Here is a 25,763-nt window from a genome sequence, read left to right on the forward strand (position 1 = left end):
TCCGGACAACTCAGGAGGCGTTCCCCATGCTGCACAGCAACTATCTCAAGCAACTTGATCTGCAAGACATCGTGGTTTTCCTCAACTTGCTCGAGCAGCGTAGCGCCAAGCGAACCGCAGAACTGATGAGCGTCAGCCAGCCGACCGTCAGCTATTGCCTGAAGAGGCTGCGCGGCTGCTTTGACGACACGCTGTTTGCCTCCTCCCAAGGCGATTTGCTGCCGACCACCAAAGCCGAACGCATCGCGCCCTATCTGCGTGTGGTGGTGGAGTCGGTCAATCGCTGCGCCGAGCAGGAAATCGGCTGGCCTGCTGTCGACGTCAACAAGGTGTGGCAGATCTACGCGCCCGAGTACTTCGAACTGCTGGTATTGCCACAGGCTATGCACGCTTTGGGCACAGCACATCCAAATGTGTCTTTGCACCTGGAGCGCCTGGGCCGAGACTTGCCCATCGACCGGTTGATCAGCGGGGATGCCGACATCGCCATAGGGTTCGGACCGGGGTATCACCAAATGCACCCGGAGGTTGAGTGGCAATCGATCCTCAACGACAAGTTTTTTTGCCTGACCAGCAATCCCGGGCATGGCGGCGCAGGGGCAATGACGCTGGATGAATTTTGCGCATCGCCGCATGTATTCCCTACGCCCTGGTTGTCGGAGAAAAACATGGTGGACGGCTGGCTCGAAAAGATCGGCCGATCGCGCACTGTCCTGGCCCGGGCGAACGGGTACCAGGCCTGCGTCAACATCATTGCTGCCGTGCCTGCGACCCTGGCCCTTCCCGCACGCTTGCTGCCCTTGCTGCGTATCCCGGAAAACGTGATGGTCTGTGAAGCGCCCATGGGCTTCCCCACGTTTACTCTGGATATGATCTGGTCAAAAGATCGCAGCCGCAGCCAGAGTATCGCCAGCCTGAGGCAACTGATCGCGCAGGCGTCAGCGCGACTGCTGAATAATTAGCGCCAGGCACATTTAAATTTTCCAGTCGTGTATCTAATTCTTAAAACCAGCCTCAACTGCTTTTCTCCTATTGTGTTTTCAACTGGTAGCGGTCGCTACCCGCGTCCAAATCCCAATAGGAGAATGTTCGATGCTGGCCCAAGCTCAATCGCTGGTCTTCCCTTTTTATCGGCAGCCGACCCCCTGTTACGGGTTCGAGTGCATTTATGCTGTCGATCCGAACCTGCGGGTGCTGACGTCCATCGGCACCGAGGAGTTGTACGCGGATCTCGCCCATAGCGGCGCAGTGATCTATCGAGACTTCGCCGACACGCTGCAGGATTTCAACGATTTCGTCAGTGCTCACTCCTCCCGAGTGACCTTCGATCCAGCCCGCAAGACGGCCACTGCCAACACCGCCGAAATCGATGCGGGTACCTATGAAATGGGCTTGCACAGGGAAAACGGCAGCCTGCCGTTCAACCCTGATCTGCAGTGGTTTTTCTGTCTTGAGGCGGCGTGCGTCGGATCTGAAACTACCCTGTGCGATGGTCAGAAGGTGCTGTTCGATCTGTCTGCCAGGACCCGCAAGCTCTTTGAAACCCGACCTATAAAATATGCTCGGCGTATTCCATGGAGCAACATAAAACGCTTTCTGAGTGTCGAGCTGCAATTGCCGATCGATGAAATAACCGATGACCATCTGGAGCGGGTGAATGGCGAGGTCCCAGGGCAACGTTATCGTCGCATTGATCAGAACCTGATTGAGTCCCAGCTGACCATTTCGGCCATGGCCACCAGTTGCTTTTCGGGTCGGCAGGCGTTCTGTAATTCAATGCTCGGCCCGAGCTTCAACTACGAGCCCCCACGAATCACCTGGGGCAATGGCGATGAAATCTCCCTGGATATCTGGGACGAAGTCAAAGACGTCACGGCCCGCAACACCTATAGCCATTTCTGGAAAAAAGGCGACATCGTGGTGATCGATAATACCCGCGTCATGCATGGTCGCCGTCGCCTGGACGATACCTCCCGGCGTATTTTCGGCGCACAAAGTTATCGCGTTGGAGGGGCTGCGCAATGATCACTCAAAAACTGCAGGCCTATCTGGCCGGCACGCCCGATCGGGTCGTGATCAAGGAAATGAACGGGCGTGCCTATACCCTTCATGAGTTGCGCGATGATGCCGCACAGCTGGCGCAAGCGTTGCAGGCGCGTATGGGCAGCTGCCAGCGCAAGGTGTTCGGCATTGCCATGCGCTCGTGCTATGAGTGGGTATCGACGTTGCTGGCCATTCAGCAAGTGGGCGGGGTGTTGCTGCCGGTACCGATCGAGTTTTCCGACGACCAGATTGGCAGCCTGCTGGGCAAGGCCGCAGCGGTGTTCGTCAGCGACGACAAGACGGCACGTCGCCTGCAGCAGATTCTTCCGGACAAAGCGTGCTTCATTCCCGGCCAGCTAGTGGCGGACACCACGCGGCAACCCTGGCCGCAGGAGGATGAACGCCTCGACGCAGGTATCGTGTCGGTCATCCATACCTCCGGTACAACGTCCAAACCCAAAGGCGTATTGATCAGGGACGAGGCAGTAGGACTGCTGGTCGACAACGTGATGAAGCGCCTGCCGCAACAGCCGTTGCATTACTTCTCCATCGTGCCCATGAGCCTGCTGATCGAACAGGTGCTTGGTGTATTCATTCCGATCCTGTCGGGAGGCACCCTGACGCTGATGCCGGCAGGGGTCGCGGAGTACGGCTCGGCGAGCGGCAATGCCCGGCAGTACCTGGAATTGATCGCACCCAACGCGCCGAACTTTCTGTATTTGCCGCCGAAGTTGCTGGAGGAGGCCAACCTGCTGTTGGACAGTCACACCCCCCGGCAGCTGTTCGGCGGCAGTTTTCCGCACATCATCACCGGCGGGGCAAAGATACCGGTGTCGGTGTTACATGCACTCGAGGCCAAAGGCGTGCAAGTGTTCGAAGCCTATGGCCTGAGTGAAAACTCATCGATCATTTCGCTCAATTCGCCAGCGGAGCGCCAGCTCGGGTCGGTCGGCACGTTGCTGGAGGGTATCGAGCCCAGGTTCGTGGAGGGCGAGTTGCTGGTCAAGACACCCACGCTGTGCGCGGGTTACTACAACGCCGATGACACGGCGTGCGATCTTTCGGGCGGGTATTTGCATACCGGCGACATCGCTGAGCTGCGCGACGGATTTCTGTACATCACCGGGCGCAAGAAGCACGTGATCATTCTTTCCACCGCCCGCAATATTTCCCCGGAGTGGGTGGAGAACGTCTACAAGGAGAGCCCTCTGATCGATGACATGATCGTCATGGGCGAGGGCAAGGACGAGCCCTGCGCGCTGATCCTGTCGGCTGCGGACGAGTCGGCCGTGCGGGCTGAAATGGCCCATCTCGAGCACCGCCTGGCGGACTTCGCCAGAGTTCGACGCATCCAGGTGATCAGGGATATCTCGGGCTTTCGGGATCGGTTCTACACCGTCACCGGGCGGCCGCGCCGGGCCGAGATCGAAGCGCGTTTCCTTGAAACGCTGTACGCGTCGGCGTAAGGGGGGCTTATGTACATGATCCGCCATTTCTATCGGGGCCGGCCTGGCTACCGATGCTTGCAGGAGGCGGTGCGGGGGCACTACCTCAAACATTATGGAGCGACGCCGGAACCGGCGCCGGATCTGTTCCTGTGCTTGACCGAGGCCGATGGTGCTGCACCGGGGTATGCTTGCCTGGGCATCACCTATGGCGATACGGGCAAGCTGTTCAGCGAGTATTACCTCGATCAATCGCTGGACCGGACCTACGGCCTGGAGCGCTCGCGTATTGTCGAGCTGGGTGCCTTGGCGTCATTTCGCACTGGCAGTGGTGCTGGCAAGTACTTGCTCAACGCGGCGATCAAGACCCTGATGCTGCACAACTATGGGCTGGTCGTGTGCACGGCTACCGGGGCGGTAAGGCAGATCCTCGATCAGATCGTGACCAATCTGGACGACCTGGGGCGCGCCGAGCACAGCCGCGTCAGAGATCCGCACGTCAATTGGGGGACCTATTACGACCAAGGTCCACGGGTGGTGGCATCGCAACTTGAGCCGTCGGCCTTCTGGGCGCATCTGCCGTGCGGCTTGATCCGGTCTCGCCACTTTGCCGTTGCGGCATCCGTCTAACGTCGTCATGCGCAGAATGAACTGCGCATCGGAGCTTTATCCATGGATAGCAACAAGCGTTACGAGAACTTCATCGTGTTCCTCGCGCCACTGATCAACAGCGTTGGCGGGATTGCCATTGATCTGTATGCGCCGAGTATTCCTTCCATTGGCCGGGAGTTGGCAGCCAGCCCGGCACTGATGCAAAACACCATCACCCTCACGTTGATCTGTTACGCCATCGGGCAACTGTTTTTCGGCATCCTGGCGGACGCCAGGGGCCGCCGGCCTGCGGTATTGCTCGGGTTGACGCTATTTCTTGCGGGCAGTGTCATGGCGGCGATGTCCGGGTCCATTGCCCTGCTGTTGGTGGCCCGAGCATTACAGGGCTTTGCCATTGGCGCCTGCCAGGTCGTTGCCCGCGCGGTATTGGTGGACACCGTCAAAGGCCCGCGATTCGCCGTGGCGATCATCTATCTGAGCCTGGCCTTCGGGTTGGGCCCGGTGCTGGCGCCCTACGTGGGGGGCGCGATCGAGGTGCATCTGGGGTGGCGCTACAACTTCGTGCTCTATGCGGTTTATGGGCTGGTGGTATTGGCGTTTGTCCTGGCCGGGCTCAAGGAGTCGTTGGCCCCTGCGCAGCGAAGGAGCCCATTGCAGACCCTGGCCGGTTACGGTGCGATTCTGGGGGATGCGCGCTTTCGCTCGTCGGTCACCCTGCTAGGGGCGAGTTTTTCCGCCTTCTTGCTGTGGAACGTGATCGGGCCCTACATCGTGCAGGATCGCCTGGGGCACAGTGCGCAGTATTTCGGCACCACGGCGCTTGGCGTGGGTGCTTGCTACTTGACCGGCACCTTGCTCAATCGCTTTTTGATTCGCGTAGTGACGTCGGACACGCTGATGTGGGCGGGCACCCTGATGTTCGTGGCGGGGGCGGGTGTGATTGCCTCGTCGGCCGATGAGCTGAACCTGCCGAGGGTATTGGCCGGCATCATGTTGATCGCCTTTGCCCAGGGCTTCATCTTTTCCAACGCCATGGCCCGCTCCATGTCGTTGTTTCCTGATCGGGCGGGCGTTGCCGCCAGCCTGCAAGGGTGCTTGATGCTGGCGTTCGGTTCGGCTGCCTCGGCGTTGGCGAGTGTGTTGCCGTTGCACACCAACCTGGCGATCGGCGGGGTGTTCGGCGTGCTGTTCCTGGTGTCGCTGACCGGGATGGTGTCGCTTGGCAGGACGCGGCTGGCCGATTCGCCGGGGTTCGGCACTTAGACCTGGTTGTCCTGCAAGCGCTGGTATCGTTCAGCGACCGGGCTGATTTGCGACGCCCGCAACGGTCAGCTCTCGGCCAGCTCTCGGTGTGAGGAAAAAATGCAGCCAACCAGCCGGGAGAAAATGCTCAGGGTTTCGATCAGGTCAGGGTCTTCAAGCAGTGTGGCGCGCGAATCCATGACGCACAGCGTGCCGAACACGTCTCCATTCTGAAGAAAGATCGGCAACCCGATATAGCTTTCAAAGCCGAGTTTCTGCGGCGTCGGCCGGCCCGCGTAGCGTTTGTCCTGGCTCACGCTGGGGATGATCAGCGGGCGTGGATCGAGGCGTATGTCGTTGCAGAAGGTGGTATCGAGGGCTACGGCATCGCCCGGTTGTATGCCGAAATGTATTTCGTCGTGTACGGCGCAAGCGATCCAGTCCGTCTCGCTGAATTTCGAGATGGCGGCGCAGCGCATCTGCGTCAGGCGGGTGACCAGCGTGAGCAGGTTGGTGGTGCTTTCTATTTCCGCGATGGCGGCTCGCTCAGCACGGCTTAGCGGGATCTGCGGGATGAGGTTTGCGGACGTCATAGGTCGAGGCCTTACTGCTGAGGGGCGCATTCTTGCGGCGGTTGCCGCAGCTTACACGGGCGTAAAACAGGGCACGAATTGAACCTCTCTATCGTCAAGTCTCCAAGCGCATGGCCTGGAGCACTGTCTGGCCTGGCCGGCCAGGAATATGCGGCTTGGCTCAGGGCGACTGCGTTGTACTCTGTGTTGGTTTATTGTTTGCTCAGTCATACAACTACGGAGTCAACATGAGAGGGATTGCATTGGTCACCGGAGGCAGCCGCGGTATTGGCGCCGCGACTGCACTCAAACTCGGTACGCTCGGTTACACCGTCGTGCTCACTTACGCCCATGATCGTTTGGCTGCCGAGCAGGTTGTCAGCGCTATAGACGCGGCAGGCGGCAAGGCGCAAGCACGAAGTCTGGATATCGCTTCGGAGTCGCAAGTGTTAGCGCTTTTCGACGAGTTGGACGCTATACCCGAACCCCTCACGCTGCTGGTCAACCACGCGGGTGTGACTGAGGGCTTCAGCAAGCTTGAAGCGCTGACGTTCGAACAACTGCAACGGGTGTTTCAGGTCAATGTATTCGGCGCGTTCATGTGTGCGCGCGAAGCGGTGCGACGCATGGGGTATTCCCATGGCGGCCAGGGTGGAGTGATCGTCAATGTGTCCTCTCGCGCTGCCGAATTGGGTGGCAGCGGCGAGTGGATTCACTACGCGGCCACCAAAGGTGCACTGGACAGTCTGACGCGGGGGCTGGCCAAGGAGGTGGCGCGCGATGGTATTCGGGTCAACGGCGTAGCACCTGGGTTGATCGATACGGACCTGCATGCGACCAATGGCAAGCCCGAGCGGGTGGCGGATATGGCGCCGGGTATTCCGATGGGGCGCGCGGGGCTACCGGAAGAGGTGGCGGATTGCGTGGCCTGGATCGCTTCGGCGGGGGCGGGGTACGTGACGGGGGCGATCGTGCCGGTGTCCGGTGGGCGATAAAGCTTGCGGCGCGAATCGCCTTGGCGGCCTGTCAGTCAGCCACCAAGGCGCATCGCCCGATCAGACTGGCTGCAGGCGCTGCTCGAACACCACGACCCCATCGAGGTCGCGAAGCTGCACGGTCATCTCGCCACTTTGCCCTTCAATCCGTACTTCCCCAAAAAACTGATACCCGGCAAAGGGCGACGTATTTTGCGCAGGCGGTGCCTTTTGAAACACCACCTCAGGCCCAAAGGTCCCATCCAGCGGATTAGGCCCGAAGCTTCCGGCATTCAACGGCCCGGCGACGAATTCCCAGAACGGCTCGAAATCCTGAAACGCCGCGCGCTCCGGGTGATAGTGATGCGCGGCGCAATAGTGCACATCCGCCGTCAGCCACACCGTGTTGGCGACCTTGTGCTGGCGCAGGAATCCGAGCAGATCAGCCATCTCCAGCTCGCGACCCTTGGGCGCGCCATTGTCGGCATTGGCAATCGCTTCCCAGCGGCCGACTCCGGGGCTGACCTCACCGTCCGGTACGCCCAGGCCTATGGGCATGTCTGCCGCGATCACTTTCCACTGCGCCTGGGAGTTTTTCAGTCCGGCCTTGAGCCACTCCACCTGGGCGGGCCCCATGAAGGCAGTATCCGCGCTCGGTTTTTCTGCCAGATTGGCATCGTTAGGGCCACGATAGCTGCGCATATCGAGCACGAAGATATCCAGCAGCGGCCCATAGCTGAGCTTGCGGTAGATACGCCCGCCGTTGTCGGCTTGCTGGCGGCGCATGGGCGAATATTCGAGCCAGGCCTGACGAGCATTGCCCACCAAGGCGTTGATGTCCTTGGTGTGATAACGCGAGTCCAGTTGCTTGCTCGGCGACCAGTTGTTGGTCACTTCGTGGTCGTCCCATTGCCAGATCTGCGGCACTTCGGCGTTGAAGCGACGCACGTTTTCGTCCATCAGGTTGTAGCGATAGGCGCCGCGATAGTCGGCCAGGGTCTCGGCGACCTTGCTCTTGGCCTCGGTGGTAATGTTTCGCCAGATGCGGCCGTTTTCGGTGGTCAAGGTCTCCGGCACTGGGCCGTCGGCGTAGATGGTGTCGCCGCTGTTGATAAAGAAGTCCGGCAGGCGCAGGCGCATGGCTTCGTAGATGCGCATGCCACCGATGTCCGGGTTGATGCCGAAGCCCTGGCCGACCGTGTCGCCGCTCCAGACGAAACGGATGTCGCGGCGCTGGCTCGGCGCGCTGCGCAGGTGGCCGAACCAGGGCTCGCTGGCCACGCCGCTTTGCGCATCCTCGAATTGCACGCGATAGAAGATTGCCTGGTCCACGGGTAGCCCGGTCAGCTCGACCCGCGCGGTGAAGTCGGTACTTGCATCGGCCAGTGCCGAGACCAGCCGTCGCGGGTTGCTGAACACGCTGCGGGTGTCCCACTCCACCACCATCCGCGCCGGCCGGTCGCACCGGCTCCAGACCATGGCCTTGTCCCCCAGCAAGTCGCCGGATTGCACACCGTCGGTGAGCTGCGGTCGGTCCTTGATCGAGGCGAGGACGGCCGGTGCCAGGCCGGGCAGCACCAGGCTGGCACCGGCTACCTGAAGGATACGACGGCGGCTCGGGTCGAATGAGGTCATGGCGAAGCCCTTGTGGGAAAAGGGCTATGTAAGCGTGGGGATGTGACAGGGTGGTGAAGGGGGGGAAGGTGGCCATCGCGGCGAGTGTCATTTGAGGGCGGGCGTTATAGCTTCAGTATCTGCGCAAGCCGGAGCAATACTACGAGCTACCATCAGCGCTATCGACTGGATCTAAGGGGGCGACAGCGCAGATGATTTCGACAGGATTACTGTGCGGTGGATGGGGACGAGGCGGATTGCCGGGAAGCCGGTTTATCGCTGTACTGGGCGTTCTGCAGCCCGAGGGTGACGTCATCGATAATGGCTTTGGCCATGTCGCCGAGATAGTGCGCGGCCCAGACCAGATTGCTCTGCGGTTCGCCATTGCTGCCGAGCAAGGTGAGCTCGTTAGCCGAGGCCATCAGCAGTGAGGCATGCTCCAGGGCCTCGATCACGCAGATGCCTGGGTTGAGGCGGAACAGGCGCTGGTTCTGCGCATTGCAGGGCGCAAAGGTGGCAATGCCGCGGGTGGTGATTTCGGTTATTGCGGTCACAGGGCACCTCCTGCGATTACAGCGATGCGAAGTGGTGCGAGCGAGCGGGTTTTGCGCATGGTACAGGGGGGCATAGGTGTAGCTCCTATCATTGAGGAACTGCCACCGTTCGCGGCCAAACGAATTTGGGTGGCAGATTGCGCGGGGTTGGCCGACCGGGACAATAGGAACCCGGCACACCCGAAGGTGTCCCAGCGCAACCCGCCATGACACAGAATCGCCGACGAAAAAACGTCTGCCATTGTGAGGGGAGTTGCGTCTATTGTCCCGAGCGGCCAAGCACGGTTCGCTGCATGTACAGCGAGCTGCGAACGATACCTAGGTCAGGTAGGCCACGCAACTGCGACCTTTCACTGTATGTTTCGGCATATGACAGCGGCTGGACGGCGGAACGGCGCCTAAAGTAGTGTGTGCGCCAATGGTCGAACGCATCGACAGGTCCTTGGATTGAATGATTGGAGCGGTAATGGCATCCACCTCCCAGGCGCTACCTCTGACGTTGTCTCCGGAATTCGACTTTGATCACAATGCAGCCAGCGATTTCGGTACCTCGCTGAACAGTAGCTACGTCCAGGCGACGCCTTTCCCGCACATCGTTATCGATAACTTCCTGAATGACGAGCTGATCGCGAATATCTGCAAGCACTTCCCGATCGAGCAAACCCACAACGAGATGTTGTATGAGCGTGGCTACAAGGGCCAGCTCAAGCGCCAAATCAGCCCCAACGAATGCTCACCCTTTTTGAAAACAGTTTTCAACGCGTTCAACTCGGCGCCCATGCTCCAGTTTCTGGAAAAGCTCACGGGCATCGAGGGTCTGATTCCTGACCCTTATTTCGCTGGGGGCGGGCTGCATGAGACGAGAACTGGCGGATTCCTCGGGGTGCACTCAGATTTCAGGCTGAACAAAAAGCTCAATGTCGAGCGCCGACTCAATATCATCATCTATCTGAATGCGGACTGGCAGGAGGCATACGGGGGGCATCTGGAACTGTGGGATGTCGGGATGAAGAAATGCCTGAAAAAGATCCTGCCAATTTATAACCGTTGTGTGATTTTCAATACAGATAAAGACAGTAATCACGGGCATCCAGAGCCGTTGACCACGCCGGAAAACATTACTCGCAGGTCTGTAGCGCTTTATTACTACACTGCTAGAGCCGTACCAAGTGAGCCTGGCGAAAGGAACAAAACCCATTACAAACCTCGGCCAAAGGATCTGCTGAGTTTCGGGTATTACGCGAATAAATGGTTCAAGAAGAAAAAGTAAACTGCACGCACGGAGTTCCCGGTATCAATGCTCTGAGAAGGGGTTCAAGGCACGTCATGGGGCGTTGACACAGGGCTCGGCTGCGTTGATAATCCGGTGGTCGACACAGACCGGAACCTCTTTGAGGGGTGTCGATATCGGAGCGAAAGCTCTCTCAGCCCGTGAGCGAGATAGGCGAAAGCCGAAAGATTAGGCCGATAATGGATTCAGCAGAAGCCCCAGAAGCGAAAGCTCTGGGGTTTTTTGCGTTCTGATCACACCGATTTTCCCTCATTGCGCATTTGCAGGATGTAACGCACGTTGAAAGGTTTTCCTCGCGGTAGTGAGGTACGCCCCCAGCTCTCTACCTCATAGGCGCTGATGACGCGCAACTTGAGCAGGTTTGTTGTCCCGCTTGGCTTGCTGATCGAGAAAAAGATAGCGTAGTCGTGGAGGTCGAGGCAGAAGTAACGCTGGCCCCCTTTTCGACTGTTGTGCGGGACTGCCGCGCCGCTGAAAAAGCGGCGTTCAAAGTAGTTTCTCAACTGAGTGCTGCAGTGATACCGCGAAGGGCAAAAATACCGGCGCTCTCCTTGATGGAAGAGTTGTACGTTGTCGCTTTTGTCGTCCGTGAAAGTATGGAAACCGAATTCAAAACGGACCGACACCTTCTGCCCGGCGATGTCATATGCCTGCTCGAATGGCTGCAGATGGGCCATGCTTTTCACCAAACCATTAATGCTCAGGTCATTCCACTGCATTCACTGCCGCCGTCCGAGGGCCTTCAGGGAGGGCATATCTACTTATTAACTTCGGATGGGGCAACGGCTGGATTTGGTCTGGATGTTTCAGTGGGAGCGTAAAGCACCAGGTACGGCGTCCTGATATTCGTGAGGGCGCAATATCCAGAGCACCCCAAACCCCGCCCACAAAAAAACCGGCTCATCGGCCGGTTTTTTTCGCCAACCCGGTAGAAGGGTCAACGTTACATCTAGATGGTGCCCCGAGGGAGACTCGAACTCCCACTCCTTTCGAAAACGGATTTTGAATCCGCCGCGTCTACCAATTCCGCCATCAGGGCTTGCTGGGCGCGAAGTATAGAGAGGCTCCGACCGTTGGTCAACAACGTTTCATGGCCAGATTTGCAGAAATTTGCTAAGCTTTTCAGCCCTATGTAGCCGAACACCATCATGCGCGTCGCTGATTTCTCCTTCGAACTCCCCGATTCCCTGATCGCTCGCCACCCGTTGGCCGAGCGCCATGGCAGCCGTCTGCTGGTCCTCGATGGGCCGAGCGGGGCGCTGGATCATCGTCAATTCATCGACCTGCCGGGCTATCTGCGCCCAGGCGACCTGATGGTGTTCAACAACACCCGGGTGATTCCTGCACGGGTGTTCGGGCAAAAAGCGTCGGGCGGCAAGCTGGAAATTCTGGTGGAGCGGGTGCTCGACACCCACAGCGTGCTGGCCCATGTGCGTTCTAGCAAGTCGCCCAAGCCCGGCTCGATGATTCTGATCGACGGCGGTGGCGAGGCCGAGATGGTCGCGCGCCACGATGCGTTGTTCGAGCTGCGTTTCAATGAAGAAGTGCTGCCGCTGCTCGACCGCGTCGGCCATATGCCGCTGCCGCCGTACATCGATCGTCCGGACGAGGGCGCCGATCGCGAGCGCTATCAAACGGTGTACGCCGAGCGCTCCGGCGCCGTTGCAGCCCCCACCGCGGGCTTGCACTTCGATGAGCCATTGCTGCAAGTCATCAAAGACAAGGGCGTCGAAACCGCCTTTGTGACCTTGCATGTCGGCGCGGGCACCTTCCAGCCGGTGCGGGTCGAGAAGCTCGAAGATCACCACATGCATAAAGAGTGGCTCGAGGTGAGCCAGGACGTGGTCGATGCCGTGCATGCCTGCAAGGCGCGCGGCGGTCGGGTGATCGCGGTGGGCACGACCAGCGTGCGTTCGCTCGAAAGTGCCGCCCGAAGCGGCGAGCTCAAGCCGTTCAGCGGCGACACCGATATCTTCATTTTCCCGGGCCGGCCGTTTCATGTGGTCGATGCCCTGGTGACCAATTTCCATTTGCCGGAATCCACGCTGCTGATGCTGGTGTCGGCGTTTGCGGGTTATCGCGAGACCATCGCCGCCTACAAGGCCGCTGTGGATAACGCCTACCGCTTCTTCAGTTACGGTGATGCGATGTTCATCACCCGCAATCCGCAAGCGTGCGGCCCAGAGGATCAAGCATGAGTCGTATGTCTTTTGAATTGCTGGCCACCGATGGCAAGGCCCGTCGTGGTCGCCTGACGTTCCCCCGTGGCGTGGTCGAGACCCCGGCCTTCATGCCGGTGGGCACTTATGGCACGGTCAAGGGCATGCTGCCGCGGGATATCGAGGCGACCGGTGCGCAGATCATCCTCGGCAACACCTTTCACCTGTGGCTGCGCCCGGGTACGGAAGTGATCAAGGCCCACGGCGATCTGCACGATTTCATGCAGTGGAAGGGCCCGATTCTGACCGACTCCGGTGGCTTCCAGGTGTTCAGCCTGGGCGCGATGCGCAAGATCAAGGAGGAGGGCGTGACCTTCGCCTCGCCGGTGGATGGCGCGAAGGTGTTCATGGGGCCAGAAGAGTCGATGCAGGTGCAGCGCGACCTGGGCTCCGACATCGTGATGATTTTCGACGAATGCACGCCGTACCCGGCCGATGAGGACGTGGCGCGGGTGTCGATGGAACTGTCGTTGCGCTGGGCTCAGCGCTCGAAGAATGCGCATGGCGAAAACACCGCTGCACTGTTCGGTATCGTGCAGGGCGGCATGCATGAAAACTTGCGCAAACGCTCGCTGGAAGGCCTCGACAAGATCGGCTTCGACGGCTTGGCCATCGGCGGTCTGTCGGTGGGCGAACCCAAGCACGAGATGATCAAGGTGCTGGATTATCTGCCAGGCCTGATGCCTGCTGACAAACCTCGTTACCTTATGGGCGTTGGCAAACCGGAAGATCTGGTGGAGGGTGTGCGCCGCGGTGTGGACATGTTCGATTGCGTGATGCCAACCCGCAATGCCCGCAACGGGCATCTGTTCATCGACACCGGCGTGTTGAAGATCCGTAACGCGTTCCATCGCCATGATGATTCGCCGCTCGATCCGACCTGCGATTGCTACACCTGCCAGAACTTCTCTCGCGCTTATCTGCATCACCTGGACAAGTGCGGCGAAATGCTGGGGAGTATGTTGAATACGATCCACAATTTGCGTCATTACCAGGTGCTGATGGCTGGTTTGCGCGAGGCTATTCAACAAGGTACATTGGCCGCCTTTGTCGATGCCTTCTACGCCAAACGCGGGCTTGTTACGCCGCCTTTGGCTTGATTTCGTGACCTTATAGAGTCAACTTTCGCTACTGGAGCGCTAAATGAGCTTTTTTATCTCTGATGCTTTTGCCGATGCTGCTGCACCGGCAGCCGCCGGCCCGATGGGCGGTGGTTTCGAGTGGATCTTCCTGGTCGGCTTCCTGGTCATCTTCTACCTGATGATCTGGCGTCCACAGGCCAAGCGCGCCAAAGAGCAGAAGAACCTGCTGGGCGGCCTGTCCAAGGGTGACGAAGTGGTCACCACCGGTGGTATCGCTGGCAAGATCAACAAAGTTACCGACGACTTCGTAGTTATTGAAGTATCGGACACTGTAGAGCTGAAGATTCAGAAGGGTTCGATCGCCGCAACCCTGCCAAAAGGCACGCTCAAAGCGATCTAAGCTTCGCAATTTTACCAATCGACGGGGCGCGCAAGGCGCCTCGCGTCTTGAACGGGCGGCGTGATGCTGAACAAATACCCTCTGTGGAAATACATTCTGATCCTGGCGGTGCTGGCGATCGGTTTTATTTATTCCGCACCCAATCTCTATCCTGACGACGCGGCCATTCAGGTCACTGGCGCGAGCACTGCTTTGCAGGTCTCTCAGGCAGAACTGGATCTGGCGAGCAAAGCGCTCACCGATGCCGGTATTCCGGTCAAGGCGGCCGCACTGGCTGCCAATGGCAAAGGCGGGCTGATCCGTCTGCAAAAAGCTGAAGACCAGCTGCCAGCCAAGGACGTGGTGCGCAAGGCCATGGGGGACGATTACGTCGTAGCCCTGAACCTGGCCCCGACCACGCCGAACTGGCTGCGTCACCTGGGCGCGAGCCCGATGAAGCTGGGTCTGGACTTGTCGGGCGGTGTGCATTTCCTGCTGGCAGTCGACATGGACAAGGCCTTGGACGCGCGCATGAAGATTTATGACGGCGACGTCAAGACCGCGCTGCGCAAGGAGCAAGTACGCTATCGCAGCCTGCCGCCGCAGGATGGCGCGATCGTACTGGGCTTCGCGGATGACGCGGCCCGCGATCAAGCGCAGGCGATCATCAAGAAGGCCTACACAGATTTCGTCATCACCCCTTCCCAGCGCGGTGACACGCCGGTGCTGAGCCTGGCGATGACGCCGGCGAAAATTTCCGAGATTCGTGAATACTCGCTCAAGCAGAACTTGACCACCGTGCGTAACCGGGTCAACGAGCTGGGTGTGGCCGAGCCGCTGGTACAGCGCCAGGGCGCCAACCGTATCGTCGTCGAGCTGCCGGGCGTGCAGGACACCGCCGAAGCCAAGCGTATCCTCGGCAAGACGGCCAACCTGGAGTTCCGTCTCGGTGCCGGCCCGGATGATTCCCGCGCGACCACCGAGTCCTTCGAATTCCGTGATGGCAGCCGTCCGCCGGCCGCCGTCGAGCGTGGCCTGATCATCACCGGTGACCAGGTCACCGACGCCCAGGCCAGCTACGACGAGCACGGCGCGCCGCAGGTGAACATCAAGCTGGATGGCCACGGCGGCGACCTGATGAGCCGCGCAACGCGCAGCAATGTCGGGCGCAGCATGGCGGTGATCTTCATCGAGCAGAAACCGACCACCCGCTACGTCAAGCAGATGGTCGACGGCGTCGAGAAAGACGTCGCCGAGCAGACTTTCACCGAAGAGAAAAAGATCATCAGCCTGGCGACCATCCAGTCGCCGCTGGGCAGTCAGTTCCGCATCACCGGCCTGAATGGCCAGGGTGAGTCGTCCGAGCTGGCACTGCTGCTGCGTGCCGGTGGCCTGGCGGCGCCGATGTACTTCGCCGAAGAGCGCACCATCGGCCCGAGCCTGGGTGCCGACAACATCACCAAGGGTACCCACGCGGCGCTCTGGGGCATGCTGTTCGTGTCGATCTTCATCATGGTCATCTACCGTTTCTTCGGCTTGATCGCGACCGTGGCCCTGGCCTTCAACATGGTCATGCTGCTGGCGTTGATGTCGCTGCTGGGTGCCACCCTGACCTTGCCGGGTATTGCCGGTATCGTCTTGACCATGGGCATGGCGGTGGACGCCAACGTGCTGATCTTCTCGCGGATACGTGAAGAGATCGCCAACGGCATGAGTGTGCAACGCGCGATCCATGAAGGTTTCGACCGTGCCTATACGGCAATCATCGACGCCAACCTGACTACCTTGCTGGTGGGCGGGATTCTGTTCGCGATGGGGACCGGGCCGATCAAAGGCTTTGCCGTCACCATGTCCCTCGGGATCTTTACCTCGATGTTCACGGCCATCATGGTGACCCGCGCGATGGTCAACCTGATCTACGGCGGCCGCGACTTCAAGAAGTTGTGGATTTAAGGGGCTGACATGAAAAAGACCATCAACTTCATGGGCGTGCGCAATGTTGCGTTCGCCATCACGGTGCTGCTGACCATCCTCGCGCTGTTCAGCATGTTCCACAAAGGGCTCAACTACGGTCTGGATTTCACCGGCGGTACGCAGATCGAGCTGACCTATCAGAAGACCGCTGACCTGGACCTGGTACGCACCGAGCTGACCAATGCCGGCTACAAAGAGGCCGTGGTGCAGACGTTCGGTTCGACCACCGACTTGCTGGTGCGCATGCCTGGCGAAGACCCGAAACTGGGTCAGGAAGTGGCCGATGCGCTGCGCAAGGTCGGCGGCGACAACCCGGCAACCGTCAAGCGCGTCGAGTTCGTCGGCCCGCAGGTCGGTGAAGAGCTGCGCGACCAGGGCGGCCTCGGCATGCTCATGGCGCTGGGCGGCGTATTGATCTACCTGGCCTTCCGCTTCCAGTGGAAGTTCGCCCTGGGTGCGATCCTGTCGCTGATCCACGACGTGGTGGTGACCGTTGGTTTGCTGTCGTACTTCCAGATCACCTTCGACCTGACGGTGCTGGCGGCGGTACTGGCGATCATCGGCTACTCGCTCAACGACACCATCGTGGTGTTCGACCGGGTGCGGGAAAACTTCCGCGTGCTGCGCAAGGCCGACCTGATCGAAAACATCAACGTGTCGACCACGCAAACACTGTTGCGCACCATGGCGACGTCGATCTCCACGCTGCTGGCCATCGGCGCGCTGATGCTCTTTGCGGGTGACAACCTGTGGGGCTTCTCGCTGGCGCTGTTCATTGGTGTCATGGCGGGTACCTACTCGTCGATCTACATCGCCAACGTGGTGCTGATCTGGCTGAACCTCAATAGCGAAGATCTGATCCCAGCGACCACCGCCGACAAGGTGGATGATCGTCCTTGACCGACGATTGACCTTCCATCGGGTAACATAGAAAGGCGCGAGTATTGAACTCGCGCCTTTTTTTGTGCTCCAAGGCTGGGAGAATCGCGGGGTCTCGAGTGAATAAAAAAGCCCCGTTTTCAGCAGTTTGGAGGTTATCGTGAACAAGTCGTTGCTGACAGGCGCCGTATTGGGTGCCGTGGTGGTTACCGCCGGTGGCGCCTTTGCCACCTACAGTCTGGTCAAGAGCCCGGACTCGGCTCAGGTGCTCGCCGTCGAGCCGATCAATCAGCAGATCAAGACGCCCCGCCAGGAATGCAAAGAAGTCGCCGTGACCCACCGTCGAGCGGTCAAGGACCAGCATCAGATCGTCGGCAGCGTGCTAGGTGCTGTGGCGGGTGGCTTGCTGGGCAGTCAGATCGGCGGCGGCCATGGCAAGACCCTGGCCACAGTGGCGGGTGCTGCGGGCGGCGGTTATGCCGGCAACAAGGTGCAGGAGAACATGCAGAACAACGACACCTACACCACCAACGAAACGCGCTGCAACACGGTCAACGACATCAGCGACAAGACCGTGGGCTACAACGTCAAGTATCAGTTGAATGGCAAGGTTGGCCAGGTGCGTATGGATCGCGATCCAGGCGGCTCGATCCCTGTGGATAAGCAGGGGCAGTTGGTGCTGGGGCAGAATTAAGGCCAGGGCTTCGCGGGTTAACCTCGCTCTTACAGATCTGCAGCTGTGGGGGCAAGGCTTGCCGGCGAAGCTTTTAACGCACAAAAAAAGCACCCCGCAGGGTGCTTTTTTTATTGCAGCAACCGATCAGCGCTTGAGCGAAGCCGGCAGGTGCGGTTGGATCGCGGTCAGCACGGCCTTGAAGCACTTGGTGTTACCGGCAACGATGTGACCCTTTTCCAGGAAGTCGTGACCGCCGGTGAAGTCGCTTACCAGGCCGCCGGCTTCTTGAATCAGCAGCACGCCTGCCGCCATGTCCCATTCCGACAGGCCCGACTCCCAGAATGCATCGAAGCGACCGGCCGCCACGTAGGCCAGGTCCAGGCTGGCGGCACCAGCGCGGCGGATGCCGGCGGTCTGGCCGACCAGCGCGCGGAACATGCCCAGGTAGTTGTCGAGGTTGTCCATCTGGTCGTCGCGGAACGGGAAGCCAGTGCCCAGCAGCGCGCCATCAAGGCTGGTGCGCGGGCTGACGCGCAGGCGACGGCCGTTGAGTTGTGCGCCGCGGCCGCGGCTGGCGGTGAATTCTTCCTGGCGCACTGGATCCAGCACCACGGCGTGTTCCAGGCGGCCGCGATACTTGCACGCGATGCTCACGGCAAAGTGCGGTACGCCGCGCAGGAAGTTGGTGGTGCCGTCCAGCGGGTCGATGATCCACAGGTACTCTTCACCTTCGATGCCGGTGCCGGCGTGCAGGCCGGTTTCTTCACCGCGGATCGAATGGTTCGGGTACGCCTTGCGCAGGATGTCGATGATTTTCTGCTCGGCGGCGCGATCGACTTCGGACACGTAGTCCTTGGCGTCTTTCTCATCGACCTTGATGGTATCCAGGCGCTCGATGGAGCGGAAAATCAATTCGCTGGCGCTGCGGGCGGCGCGCAGCGCGATAGTCAGCATGGGCTGCATGGAGGTTTCACCTAAGGTCGTTAAAGAAAGCCGGACATTCTAACAGAAAAGTTTCCCTGAAGAAGGGCGACGTGCGCATTGCGTAGCGCAACCTAGGTGGCTTCTGTAAGATTTGCCTCCTTTGTCCTTGTTCGAGAGCGCTTGCGGTGCTGGAAAATATTCGTGTCGTGCTAGTCAATACCAGTCATCCGGGCAATATCGGCGGCGCCGCGCGGGCCATGAAAAACATGGGGCTGTCGCGCCTGGTGCTGGTTGATCCGCAGCAGTTCCCGCATCACGAGGCCGACGCACGGGCTTCGGGCGCCAACGATATCCTCGAATCGGCGCAAGTGGTGGCAACGCTTGAGGACGCCTTGGTGGGCTGCAGCCTGGTGCTCGGGACCAGTGCGCGCGATCGTCGAATCCCGTGGCCGCTGCTGGATCCGCGTGAGTGCGGAACCAAATCCGTCGAGGAGGCCGGGCAGGGACTGGAAGTGGCGTTGGTATTCGGCCGTGAATACGCCGGCCTGACCAACGAGGAGCTGCAGCGATGTCACTACCACGTGCATATCCCGTCGAACCCGGATTTCAGTTCGCTCAATCTCGCGGCGGCCGTTCAGGTGCTGGGCTACGAGGTGCGCATGGCGTGGTTGGCGGCCGAGGGGCAGCCGTCCAAGGTCGAGAAGGAAGAGCTCAATGCGCCGGGTAACGACACGCTGTCGACCAGCGATGAGATGGAGCGCTTCTATGACCAGCTGGAGCAGACATTGGAGGGGATCGGGTTTCTCGATCCGTCCAATCCGCGGCATTTGATGGCTCGCCTGCGCCGCCTGTACGGGCGCAGCGCGGTGAGCCGTTCGGAAATGAATATTCTGCGTGGCATTCTCACCGAAACCCAGAAAGTGGTCCGCGGCGAGCCCCACAAGCGTAAGGACAAATGATGTTCGAGCGAGTACGTGAAGATATCCAGAGCGTGTTCCATCGTGACCCGGCGGCGCGCAACGCGTTTGAGGTGCTGACCTGCTATCCGGGGCTGCACGCCATCTGGCTGCATCATGCGGCTCACGCGCTATGGGTGCGGGACTGGAAGTGGATTGCGCGGATGGTGTCCAATTTCAGCCGCTGGTTGACCGGTATCGAGATTCACCCGGGGGCGAAGGTCGGGCGCAGGTTTTTCATCGACCACGGCATGGGCATCGTCATCGGTGAGACGGTCGAGATCGGCGATGATGTGACGCTGTATCAGGGCGTGACCCTGGGCGGCACCAGCTGGAATGCCGGCAAGCGCCATCCGACGCTGGAAGACGGTGTGGTGGTGGGTGCCGGGGCCAAGGTGCTGGGGCCGTTCACGGTCGGCGCCGGGGCCAAGATCGGCTCCAACGCCGTGGTCACCAAAGCGGTACCAGCCGGCGCCACTGCGGTGGGTATTCCGGGGCGAATCATCACCCGTACCGACGCGGTGCAGGACGCCAACCGCAAGGCCATGGCCGAAAAGATCGGCTTTGAGGCCTATGGGGTGAGCGAGGACATGCCTGATCCGATCGCCAAGGCTATCGGGCAGTTGCTGGATCATCTGCATGCGGTGGATGGTCGTCTGGAAGGGATGTGCGACGCGCTAGGCAAGCTCGACAGTGATTATCACGCCAAGGAGCTGCCCGAGCTGCGTGATGAAGACTTCGAGTGCGTGCAAGAGCAAGAGCGCAAAGCTCAGGCTTGAATCGCCGTTATCAGGGGCGGTGTCTTTGATGGCACCGACTTGGGTCTGATGCCTGGCATCTCCCCAAGGCGACCATTAGTTTGCTATCATCCGGCCGCCGTTTGCCCCGCAATCCCGAGTAAAACGCTTGGTCTTATAGTTGACTAAAACCCTCGGGAATTGCATACTTGACACATGCCGACACTCCATTCCCCTCGTGGTACCCACCATGCGACTGACAACTAAAGGCCGATACGCCGTGACCGCCATGCTCGATCTGGCGTTGCACGCGCAGAAGGGCCCGGTCTCGTTGGCCGACATTTCCGAGCGGCAGGGTATTTCCCTGTCGTACCTCGAGCAGCTGTTCGCCAAATTGCGCCGTCGCAACCTGGTGTCCAGCGTTCGCGGCCCCGGCGGTGGTTACCAGCTCTCTCGGGAAATGGAAGGTATCCAGGTCGCCCAGGTCATCGACGCCGTCAACGAGTCGGTCGATGCCACCCGCTGCCAGGGGCTGGGCGATTGCCATGCCGGAGACACCTGCCTGACCCACCACTTGTGGTGCGACCTCAGCCAGCAGATTCACGAATTCTTGAGCGGTATCAGTCTGGCGGATCTTGTGACTCGCCGTGAGGTGCAAGAAGTCGCCCAGCGTCAGGACCAGCGCCGTTGCAATGGTCGGTCGCCCTTAATGGACAAGATTGAAACGTCCGCCGTCGAATAGCCGCCACTTACGAGCGGTGCTCGAGCCTGATAGGAGATATTCAATGAAGTTGCCAATTTACCTCGATTACTCCGCGACCACTCCGGTTGATCCGCGTGTCGCGCAAAAAATGATCGAATGCCTGACTGTCGAAGGTAACTTCGGCAACCCGGCTTCGCGCTCCCACGTGTTTGGCTGGAAAGCCGAAGAAGCGGTCGAGAACGCCCGTCGCCAGGTCGCTGATCTGGTCAACGCCGATCCCCGCGAAATCGTCTGGACCAGCGGTGCCACCGAGTCCGACAACCTGGCCATCAAGGGTGTCGCGCACTTCTACAGCACCAAGGGCAAGCACATCATCACCACCAAGATCGAGCACAAGGCGGTCCTGGACACCACGCGTCAACTGGAGCGTGAAGGTTTCGAGATCACCTACATCGAGCCGCGCGAAGATGGCCTGGTGACTGCCGAGATGATCGAAGCGGTCATGCGTGACGACACCATCCTGGTTTCGGTGATTCACGTGAACAACGAAATCGGCGTCATCAACGACATCGCCGCCATTGGCGAGCTGACCCGCTCGCGCGGCGTGCTGTTCCATGTCGATGCTGCGCAGTCTACCGGCAAGGTCGCTATCGACCTGGCCGCCCTCAAGGTCGACCTGATGTCGTTCTCGGCCCACAAGACCTACGGCCCTAAAGGCATTGGCGCGCTCTACGTCAGCCGCAAGCCGCGCGTACGTCTTGAAGCCGCCATGCACGGCGGCGGTCACGAGCGCGGTATGCGTTCCGGCACCCTGGCCACTCACCAGATCGTTGGCATGGGTGAAGCTTTCGCCGTCGCCAAAGCCGAAATGGCCAGCGAAAACGTCCGCATCAAGGCCCTCAGCGACCGCTTCTACAAGCAGGTCGAGCACCTTGAAGAGCTGTACGTCAACGGCAGCATGACTGCCCGCGTACCGCACAACCTGAACCTGAGCTTCAACTACGTCGAAGGCGAATCGCTGATCATGGCCCTCAAGGACCTGGCAGTGTCTTCGGGTTCGGCGTGCACCTCGGCATCCCTGGAGCCTTCGTACGTACTGCGCGCCCTGGGCCGCAACGACGAACTGGCGCACAGCTCGATCCGTTTCACCTTCGGCCGTTTCACCACCGAAGAGGACGTCGACTATGCCGCTGCCAAGGTCTGCGAGGCCGTCACCAAGCTGCGCGCTCTGTCGCCGCTGTGGGACATGTACAAAGACGGCGTCGACATTTCGAAAATCGAGTGGGCGGCGCACTAAATAGCCGTCGCCAAGAACGGCTCTCTGATGAGTGAGGATTAAGTACCATGGCTTACAGCGAAAAGGTCATCGACCACTACGAAAACCCGCGCAACGTCGGCAAGATGGACGCTGAAGACGCGGACGTCGGCACCGGCATGGTCGGTGCTCCGGCATGCGGCGACGTCATGCGCTTGCAGATCCGCGTCAACGACGCGGGGATCATCGAAGACGCCAAGTTCAAGACCTACGGCTGCGGTTCGGCCATTGCCTCCAGCTCCCTCGCTACCGAGTGGATGAAGGGCAAGTCCCTGGACGAAGCCGTGACCATCAGCAACACCCAGCTGGCCGAAGAACTGGCCTTGCCGCCGGTCAAGATCCACTGCTCTGTACTCGCTGAGGACGCCATCAAGGCGGCCGTCAAGGATTACAAGCAGAAGAAAGGCTTGATCTAAGCTCGGGCACGCAACGTAACTGGCAACTAACAGTTAAGGAACCACGATGGCTATCAGCATGACAGAAGCCGCCGCCAACCACGTCCGCCGCTCCCTCGCGGGCCGCGGCAAGGGCGACGGTATCCGCCTGGGTGTACGCACCACCGGTTGCTCGGGGCTTGCCTACGTCCTGGAGTTCGTTGACGCGGCAGACAGCGAAGACGAAGTCTTCGAGAACCACGGCGTCAAGGTGATCATCGATCCCAAAAGCCTGGTCTACCTCGACGGCACCGAGCTGGATTTCGTCAAGGAAGGGTTGAACGAAGGCTTCAAGTTCAACAATCCCAACGTGCGCGGTGAGTGTGGCTGCGGCGAAAGCTTCAACATCTGAGGCTGATAGCTGTGGGTACTCCTTGCCATTACGCCCTGTTCGACTTGCAGCCGGCTTTCAAGCTGGATCTCGAGCAGTTGGCCGTTCGTTATCGCGAACTCGCGCGTGAAGTTCACCCTGATCGCTTTGCCGACGCACCCGAGCGTGAGCAGCGTCAGGCCCTGGAGAAGTCGGCTGGCTTGAACGAGGCCTACCAGACACTCAAGAACGCCCCCAAGCGTGCTCGCTATCTGCTGTCCATCAGCGGCCCGGAAGTGCCCCAGGAAGTCACGGTGCACGACCCGGAGTTCCTGATGCAGCAGCTGGAGCTGCGCGAGGAGCTCGAAGACCTGCAGGACAACGCCGATGTGGCGGGTGTCGCAGTCTTCAAGCGGCGCTTGAAAGTGGCCCAGGACGAACTGAACGACAGCTTCGCCGCTTGTTGGGATGATGCAGCGCAACGTGAACAGGCCGAACGCCTGATGCGGCGCATGCAGTTCCTCGACAAGCTCTCTTACGAAGTGCGCCAGCTCGAAGAGCGCCTCGACGATTAACCCAGTGTGGCTCCGGTTGCACCCCTGATATTCAGATAAGCATGGCCCTACTGCAGATTGCCGAACCCGGCCAGAGTCCCCAACCGCACCAGCGTCGTCTGGCGGTCGGGATCGACCTGGGCACTACCAACTCGCTGGTCGCCGCATTGCGCAGCGGCCTGTCCGAACCGCTGGCTGACGCGCAGGGGCAGGTCATTCTGCCGTCTGCCGTGCGCTACCACGCCGATCGCGTCGAAGTCGGCGCCAGCGCCAAGGCTGCCGCCGCGCAAGACCCGCTGAACACCGTGATGTCGGTCAAGCGCTTGATGGGGCGCGGTCTCGCCGACGTCAAGCAGTTGGGCGATCAGCTGCCTTACCGCTTTGTCGGTGGTGAGTCGCACATGCCGTTCATCGAGACCGTGCAGGGTGCCAAGAGTCCGGTGGAAGTCTCCGCCGAGATTCTCAAGGTGCTGCGCCAGCGCGCCGAAGCCGCCTTGGGTGGCGAGCTGGTGGGTGCGGTGATCACCGTGCCGGCGTATTTCGACGATGCGCAGCGTCAGGCTACCAAAGACGCTGCCAAGCTGGCCGGTCTCACCGTGCTGCGCCTGCTCAACGAGCCGACAGCTGCGGCCGTCGCCTATGGCCTGGACCAACACGCCGAAGGCCTGGTGGCCATCTATGACCTGGGTGGCGGTACCTTCGACATTTCCATTCTGCGCCTGACCGGCGGCGTCTTCGAAGTGCTCGCGACCGGTGGCGACAGTGCCCTGGGCGGCGATGACTTCGACCATGCCATCGCTGGCTGGATCGTGGAGCAGGCCGGTTTGTCGGCCGATCTCGACCCCGGCGTCCAGCGCTCGTTGCTGCAGGCCGCCTGCGCCGCCAAGGAAGCCCTGACCGATGTCGACAGCGTCGACGTCGTTTACGGTGACTGGCATGCCGTGCTGACTCGCGAGCATTTCAATGGCCTGATCGAAAGCATGGTCGCGCGCAGCCTCAAGGCGTGCCGACGTGCGGTGCGTGATTCGGGCATCGAGCTTGAAGACGTGGCCGCCGTGGTCATGGTCGGTGGCTCGACCCGTGTGCCGCGGGTGCGCGAAGCCGTGGCCGAGGCCTTTGGTCACCAGCCGCTGACCGAGATCGATCCGGATCAAGTGGTCGCCATCGGCGCCGCGATTCAGGCCGATACGTTGGCCGGCAACAAGCGCGACGGTGGCGAGCTGCTGCTGCTCGACGTCATTCCGCTGTCCCTGGGGCTTGAGACCATGGGCGGGCTGATGGAAAAGGTGATTCCGCGCAACACCACGATCCCGGTCGCCCGCGCTCAGGACTTCACTACCTATAAAGACGGCCAGTCGGCCATGATGATTCACGTGCTGCAAGGCGAGCGTGAATTGATCAGCGACTGCCGTTCGCTGGCACGCTTCGAATTGCGTGGCATCCCGGCCATGGTCGCCGGTGCGGCGAAGATCCGTGTGACCTTCCAGGTCGACGCCGACGGCCTGCTCAGCGTTTCGGCACGCGAGCTGGGTTCGGGCGTCGAAGCCAGCATCCAGGTCAAACCGTCCTACGGTCTGACCGATGGCGAAATCGCCAAAATGCTCAAGGATTCATTCCAGCACGCCAGCGACGACAAGGTCGCGCGCCAGGTGCGCGAGCATCAGGTCGACGCCGAACGCCTGCTCGAAGCCGTGCAGGCCGCGCTGGACGTAGACGGCGAGCGGCTGCTCGATGAAGAAGAACGCATGGTCATTGGCCTGCAAATGGACGAGTTGCGCGCCCTGATAGGCAGCAACGATGGTTCGGCCATCGAACAGCAGACCAAGCTGCTGTCGCAGGTGACCGATGCCTTTGCCGCTCGTCGCATGAACAACGCCGTGAAAGATGCGCTGTCCGGGCGCAACCTGAATGAAATCGAGGAATAATTGATGCCTAAGGTCACTTTTCTACCCCATGCCGAGCATTGTCCCGATGGCATGGTCGTGGAAGCCGAAACCGGGCGATCGATCCTGGATGTAGCGCACGACCACCACATCGAGATCGAAAGCGCCTGCGGCGGGGTGAACGCCTGTACCACCTGCCACTGCGTGATCCGCAAGGGTTTCAATTCGCTGGAAGAGGCGGATGATCTCGAGGAAGACTATCTTGATCGTGCATGGGGCCTCGAACCCACATCGCGTCTGAGTTGCCAGGCGAAAGTCGGAACCGAAGACATCACTGTCGAAATTCCGAAATACTCGCTCAACCATGCGGCCGAAGCGCCGCACTGACCGA

Annotated in this window: 27 protein-coding genes and 1 tRNA gene; 22 read left to right on the forward strand and 6 right to left on the reverse strand. The window is 60.3% G+C overall.

Annotation, left to right across the window (positions count from 1 at the left end; all coding sequences use genetic code 11):
* Window positions 1–26 precede the first annotated feature (26 nt).
* The 5 genes from REH34_RS20640 (at window position 27) to REH34_RS20660 (ending at window position 5,363) form a co-directional block, all read left to right on the forward strand.
* Window positions 27–962, forward strand: coding sequence for a LysR family transcriptional regulator (locus tag REH34_RS20640; protein ID WP_311969018.1), 936 nt, complete (start codon window positions 27–29; stop codon window positions 960–962).
* 130 nt (window positions 963–1,092) lie between these two features.
* On the forward strand, window positions 1,093–2,025 hold the full coding sequence (locus REH34_RS20645; protein ID WP_311969019.1) for a TauD/TfdA family dioxygenase: 933 nt from the start codon (window positions 1,093–1,095) through the stop codon (window positions 2,023–2,025).
* Window positions 2,022–3,509 (forward strand): AMP-binding protein, encoded by a 1,488-nt coding sequence (locus tag REH34_RS20650; protein ID WP_226503117.1) that lies wholly within the window; start codon window positions 2,022–2,024, stop codon window positions 3,507–3,509. The genes REH34_RS20645 and REH34_RS20650 overlap by 4 nt, the downstream gene beginning before the upstream one ends.
* A gap of 9 nt (window positions 3,510–3,518) precedes the next feature.
* Window positions 3,519–4,118, forward strand: coding sequence for a thermostable hemolysin (locus tag REH34_RS20655; RefSeq protein WP_311969020.1), 600 nt, complete (start codon window positions 3,519–3,521; stop codon window positions 4,116–4,118).
* 42 nt (window positions 4,119–4,160) lie between these two features.
* On the forward strand, window positions 4,161–5,363 hold the full coding sequence (locus REH34_RS20660) for a multidrug effflux MFS transporter (protein WP_311969021.1): 1,203 nt from the start codon (window positions 4,161–4,163) through the stop codon (window positions 5,361–5,363).
* Window positions 5,364–5,428: 65 nt separating this feature from the next.
* Here REH34_RS20660 and REH34_RS20665 read toward each other — a convergent pair whose 3' ends face one another.
* Entirely contained in the window at window positions 5,429–5,935 is a 507-nt protein-coding gene (locus tag REH34_RS20665; RefSeq protein ID WP_311969022.1) for a GAF domain-containing protein, read from the reverse strand.
* 227 nt (window positions 5,936–6,162) lie between these two features.
* Here REH34_RS20665 and REH34_RS20670 point away from each other — a divergent pair, with 227 nt between their 5' ends.
* Window positions 6,163–6,909 carry an SDR family oxidoreductase gene (locus tag REH34_RS20670; RefSeq protein WP_311969023.1) on the forward strand — a complete coding sequence of 249 codons (747 nt, stop codon included), beginning with the start codon at window positions 6,163–6,165 and terminating at the stop codon, window positions 6,907–6,909.
* A gap of 60 nt (window positions 6,910–6,969) precedes the next feature.
* Here REH34_RS20670 and REH34_RS20675 read toward each other — a convergent pair whose 3' ends face one another.
* Together REH34_RS20675 and REH34_RS20680 are read right to left on the reverse strand one after the other, a co-directional pair.
* Complete coding sequence (locus tag REH34_RS20675) at window positions 6,970–8,523, reverse strand: alkaline phosphatase D family protein (RefSeq protein ID WP_311969024.1); 1,554 nt, start codon at window positions 8,521–8,523, stop codon at window positions 6,970–6,972.
* Between the two features lie 206 nt (window positions 8,524–8,729).
* On the reverse strand, window positions 8,730–9,056 hold the full coding sequence (locus REH34_RS20680; protein ID WP_311969025.1) for a DUF3077 domain-containing protein: 327 nt from the start codon (window positions 9,054–9,056) through the stop codon (window positions 8,730–8,732).
* A 466-nt stretch (window positions 9,057–9,522) separates the two neighbouring features.
* Between REH34_RS20680 and REH34_RS20685 the strand changes: the two genes are divergently transcribed.
* Complete coding sequence (locus tag REH34_RS20685; RefSeq protein WP_311969026.1) at window positions 9,523–10,326, forward strand: 2OG-Fe(II) oxygenase; 804 nt, start codon at window positions 9,523–9,525, stop codon at window positions 10,324–10,326.
* A 254-nt stretch (window positions 10,327–10,580) separates the two neighbouring features.
* Here REH34_RS20685 and REH34_RS20690 read toward each other — a convergent pair whose 3' ends face one another.
* Both REH34_RS20690 and REH34_RS20695 read right to left on the reverse strand, forming a co-directional pair.
* A complete protein-coding gene (locus REH34_RS20690; RefSeq protein ID WP_311972125.1) occupies window positions 10,581–11,024 on the reverse strand; it encodes a hypothetical protein in 444 nt (147 codons plus the stop codon).
* A gap of 277 nt (window positions 11,025–11,301) precedes the next feature.
* A tRNA-Leu gene (locus REH34_RS20695) sits at window positions 11,302–11,386 on the reverse strand.
* A 109-nt stretch (window positions 11,387–11,495) separates the two neighbouring features.
* Here REH34_RS20695 and queA point away from each other — a divergent pair.
* The 6 genes from queA to REH34_RS20725 all read left to right on the forward strand — a co-directional run bounded on the left by queA (window position 11,496) and on the right by REH34_RS20725 (window position 17,574).
* The gene (gene queA / locus REH34_RS20700; RefSeq protein WP_311969027.1) at window positions 11,496–12,545 is read left to right on the forward strand and encodes a tRNA preQ1(34) S-adenosylmethionine ribosyltransferase-isomerase QueA; all 1,050 of its coding nucleotides are present in this window, start codon (window positions 11,496–11,498) and stop codon (window positions 12,543–12,545) included.
* 5 nt (window positions 12,546–12,550) lie between these two features.
* Complete coding sequence (gene tgt / locus REH34_RS20705) at window positions 12,551–13,666, forward strand: tRNA guanosine(34) transglycosylase Tgt (protein WP_311972126.1); 1,116 nt, start codon at window positions 12,551–12,553, stop codon at window positions 13,664–13,666.
* 43 nt (window positions 13,667–13,709) lie between these two features.
* Window positions 13,710–14,048: a preprotein translocase subunit YajC gene (gene yajC / locus REH34_RS20710; protein ID WP_226503127.1), complete on the forward strand. Its 339-nt coding sequence runs from the start codon at window positions 13,710–13,712 to the stop codon at window positions 14,046–14,048.
* Between the two features lie 63 nt (window positions 14,049–14,111).
* Window positions 14,112–15,980, forward strand: coding sequence for a protein translocase subunit SecD (gene secD / locus REH34_RS20715; protein WP_226503128.1), 1,869 nt, complete (start codon window positions 14,112–14,114; stop codon window positions 15,978–15,980).
* 9 nt (window positions 15,981–15,989) lie between these two features.
* Window positions 15,990–16,901 (forward strand): protein translocase subunit SecF, encoded by a 912-nt coding sequence (secF, locus tag REH34_RS20720; protein WP_226503129.1) that lies wholly within the window; start codon window positions 15,990–15,992, stop codon window positions 16,899–16,901.
* 139 nt (window positions 16,902–17,040) lie between these two features.
* Complete coding sequence (locus REH34_RS20725; protein WP_226503130.1) at window positions 17,041–17,574, forward strand: glycine zipper 2TM domain-containing protein; 534 nt, start codon at window positions 17,041–17,043, stop codon at window positions 17,572–17,574.
* 126 nt (window positions 17,575–17,700) lie between these two features.
* On the opposite strand, the gene suhB is transcribed toward REH34_RS20725, so the two are convergent.
* Complete coding sequence (suhB, locus tag REH34_RS20730) at window positions 17,701–18,519, reverse strand: inositol monophosphatase family protein (protein WP_226503131.1); 819 nt, start codon at window positions 18,517–18,519, stop codon at window positions 17,701–17,703.
* Window positions 18,520–18,665: 146 nt separating this feature from the next.
* On the opposite strand from suhB, the gene trmJ reads away from it, so the two are divergent.
* The 9 genes from trmJ (at window position 18,666) to fdx (ending at window position 25,759) form a co-directional block, all read left to right on the forward strand.
* A complete protein-coding gene (gene trmJ / locus REH34_RS20735; RefSeq protein WP_311969028.1) occupies window positions 18,666–19,439 on the forward strand; it encodes a tRNA (cytosine(32)/uridine(32)-2'-O)-methyltransferase TrmJ in 774 nt (257 codons plus the stop codon).
* Window positions 19,439–20,215 carry a serine O-acetyltransferase gene (gene cysE, locus REH34_RS20740; protein ID WP_311969029.1) on the forward strand — a complete coding sequence of 259 codons (777 nt, stop codon included), beginning with the start codon at window positions 19,439–19,441 and terminating at the stop codon, window positions 20,213–20,215. The genes trmJ and cysE overlap by 1 nt, the downstream gene beginning before the upstream one ends.
* 208 nt (window positions 20,216–20,423) lie before the next feature.
* On the forward strand, window positions 20,424–20,915 hold the full coding sequence (gene iscR / locus REH34_RS20745) for a Fe-S cluster assembly transcriptional regulator IscR (RefSeq protein ID WP_226503134.1): 492 nt from the start codon (window positions 20,424–20,426) through the stop codon (window positions 20,913–20,915).
* Between the two features lie 43 nt (window positions 20,916–20,958).
* The gene (locus REH34_RS20750) at window positions 20,959–22,173 is read left to right on the forward strand and encodes an IscS subfamily cysteine desulfurase (RefSeq protein ID WP_226503135.1); all 1,215 of its coding nucleotides are present in this window, start codon (window positions 20,959–20,961) and stop codon (window positions 22,171–22,173) included.
* A gap of 47 nt (window positions 22,174–22,220) precedes the next feature.
* Window positions 22,221–22,607, forward strand: a complete 387-nt coding sequence (iscU, locus tag REH34_RS20755; RefSeq protein WP_226503136.1) for a Fe-S cluster assembly scaffold IscU — start codon at window positions 22,221–22,223, stop codon at window positions 22,605–22,607.
* A gap of 46 nt (window positions 22,608–22,653) precedes the next feature.
* Window positions 22,654–22,977 (forward strand): iron-sulfur cluster assembly protein IscA, encoded by a 324-nt coding sequence (iscA, locus tag REH34_RS20760; protein ID WP_226503137.1) that lies wholly within the window; start codon window positions 22,654–22,656, stop codon window positions 22,975–22,977.
* An 11-nt stretch (window positions 22,978–22,988) separates the two neighbouring features.
* Entirely contained in the window at window positions 22,989–23,510 is a 522-nt protein-coding gene (gene hscB / locus REH34_RS20765) for a co-chaperone HscB (protein WP_226503138.1), read from the forward strand.
* A gap of 41 nt (window positions 23,511–23,551) precedes the next feature.
* Window positions 23,552–25,414, forward strand: a complete 1,863-nt coding sequence (gene hscA, locus REH34_RS20770) for a Fe-S protein assembly chaperone HscA (protein WP_311969030.1) — start codon at window positions 23,552–23,554, stop codon at window positions 25,412–25,414.
* Between the two features lie 3 nt (window positions 25,415–25,417).
* A complete protein-coding gene (gene fdx, locus REH34_RS20775; RefSeq protein WP_226503140.1) occupies window positions 25,418–25,759 on the forward strand; it encodes an ISC system 2Fe-2S type ferredoxin in 342 nt (113 codons plus the stop codon).
* The last annotated feature ends 4 nt before the right edge of the window (window positions 25,760–25,763 follow it).

Origin of the sequence: Pseudomonas baltica (assembly GCF_031880315.1) — a bacterium.
In the GTDB taxonomy this organism is placed as follows: domain Bacteria; phylum Pseudomonadota; class Gammaproteobacteria; order Pseudomonadales; family Pseudomonadaceae; genus Aquipseudomonas.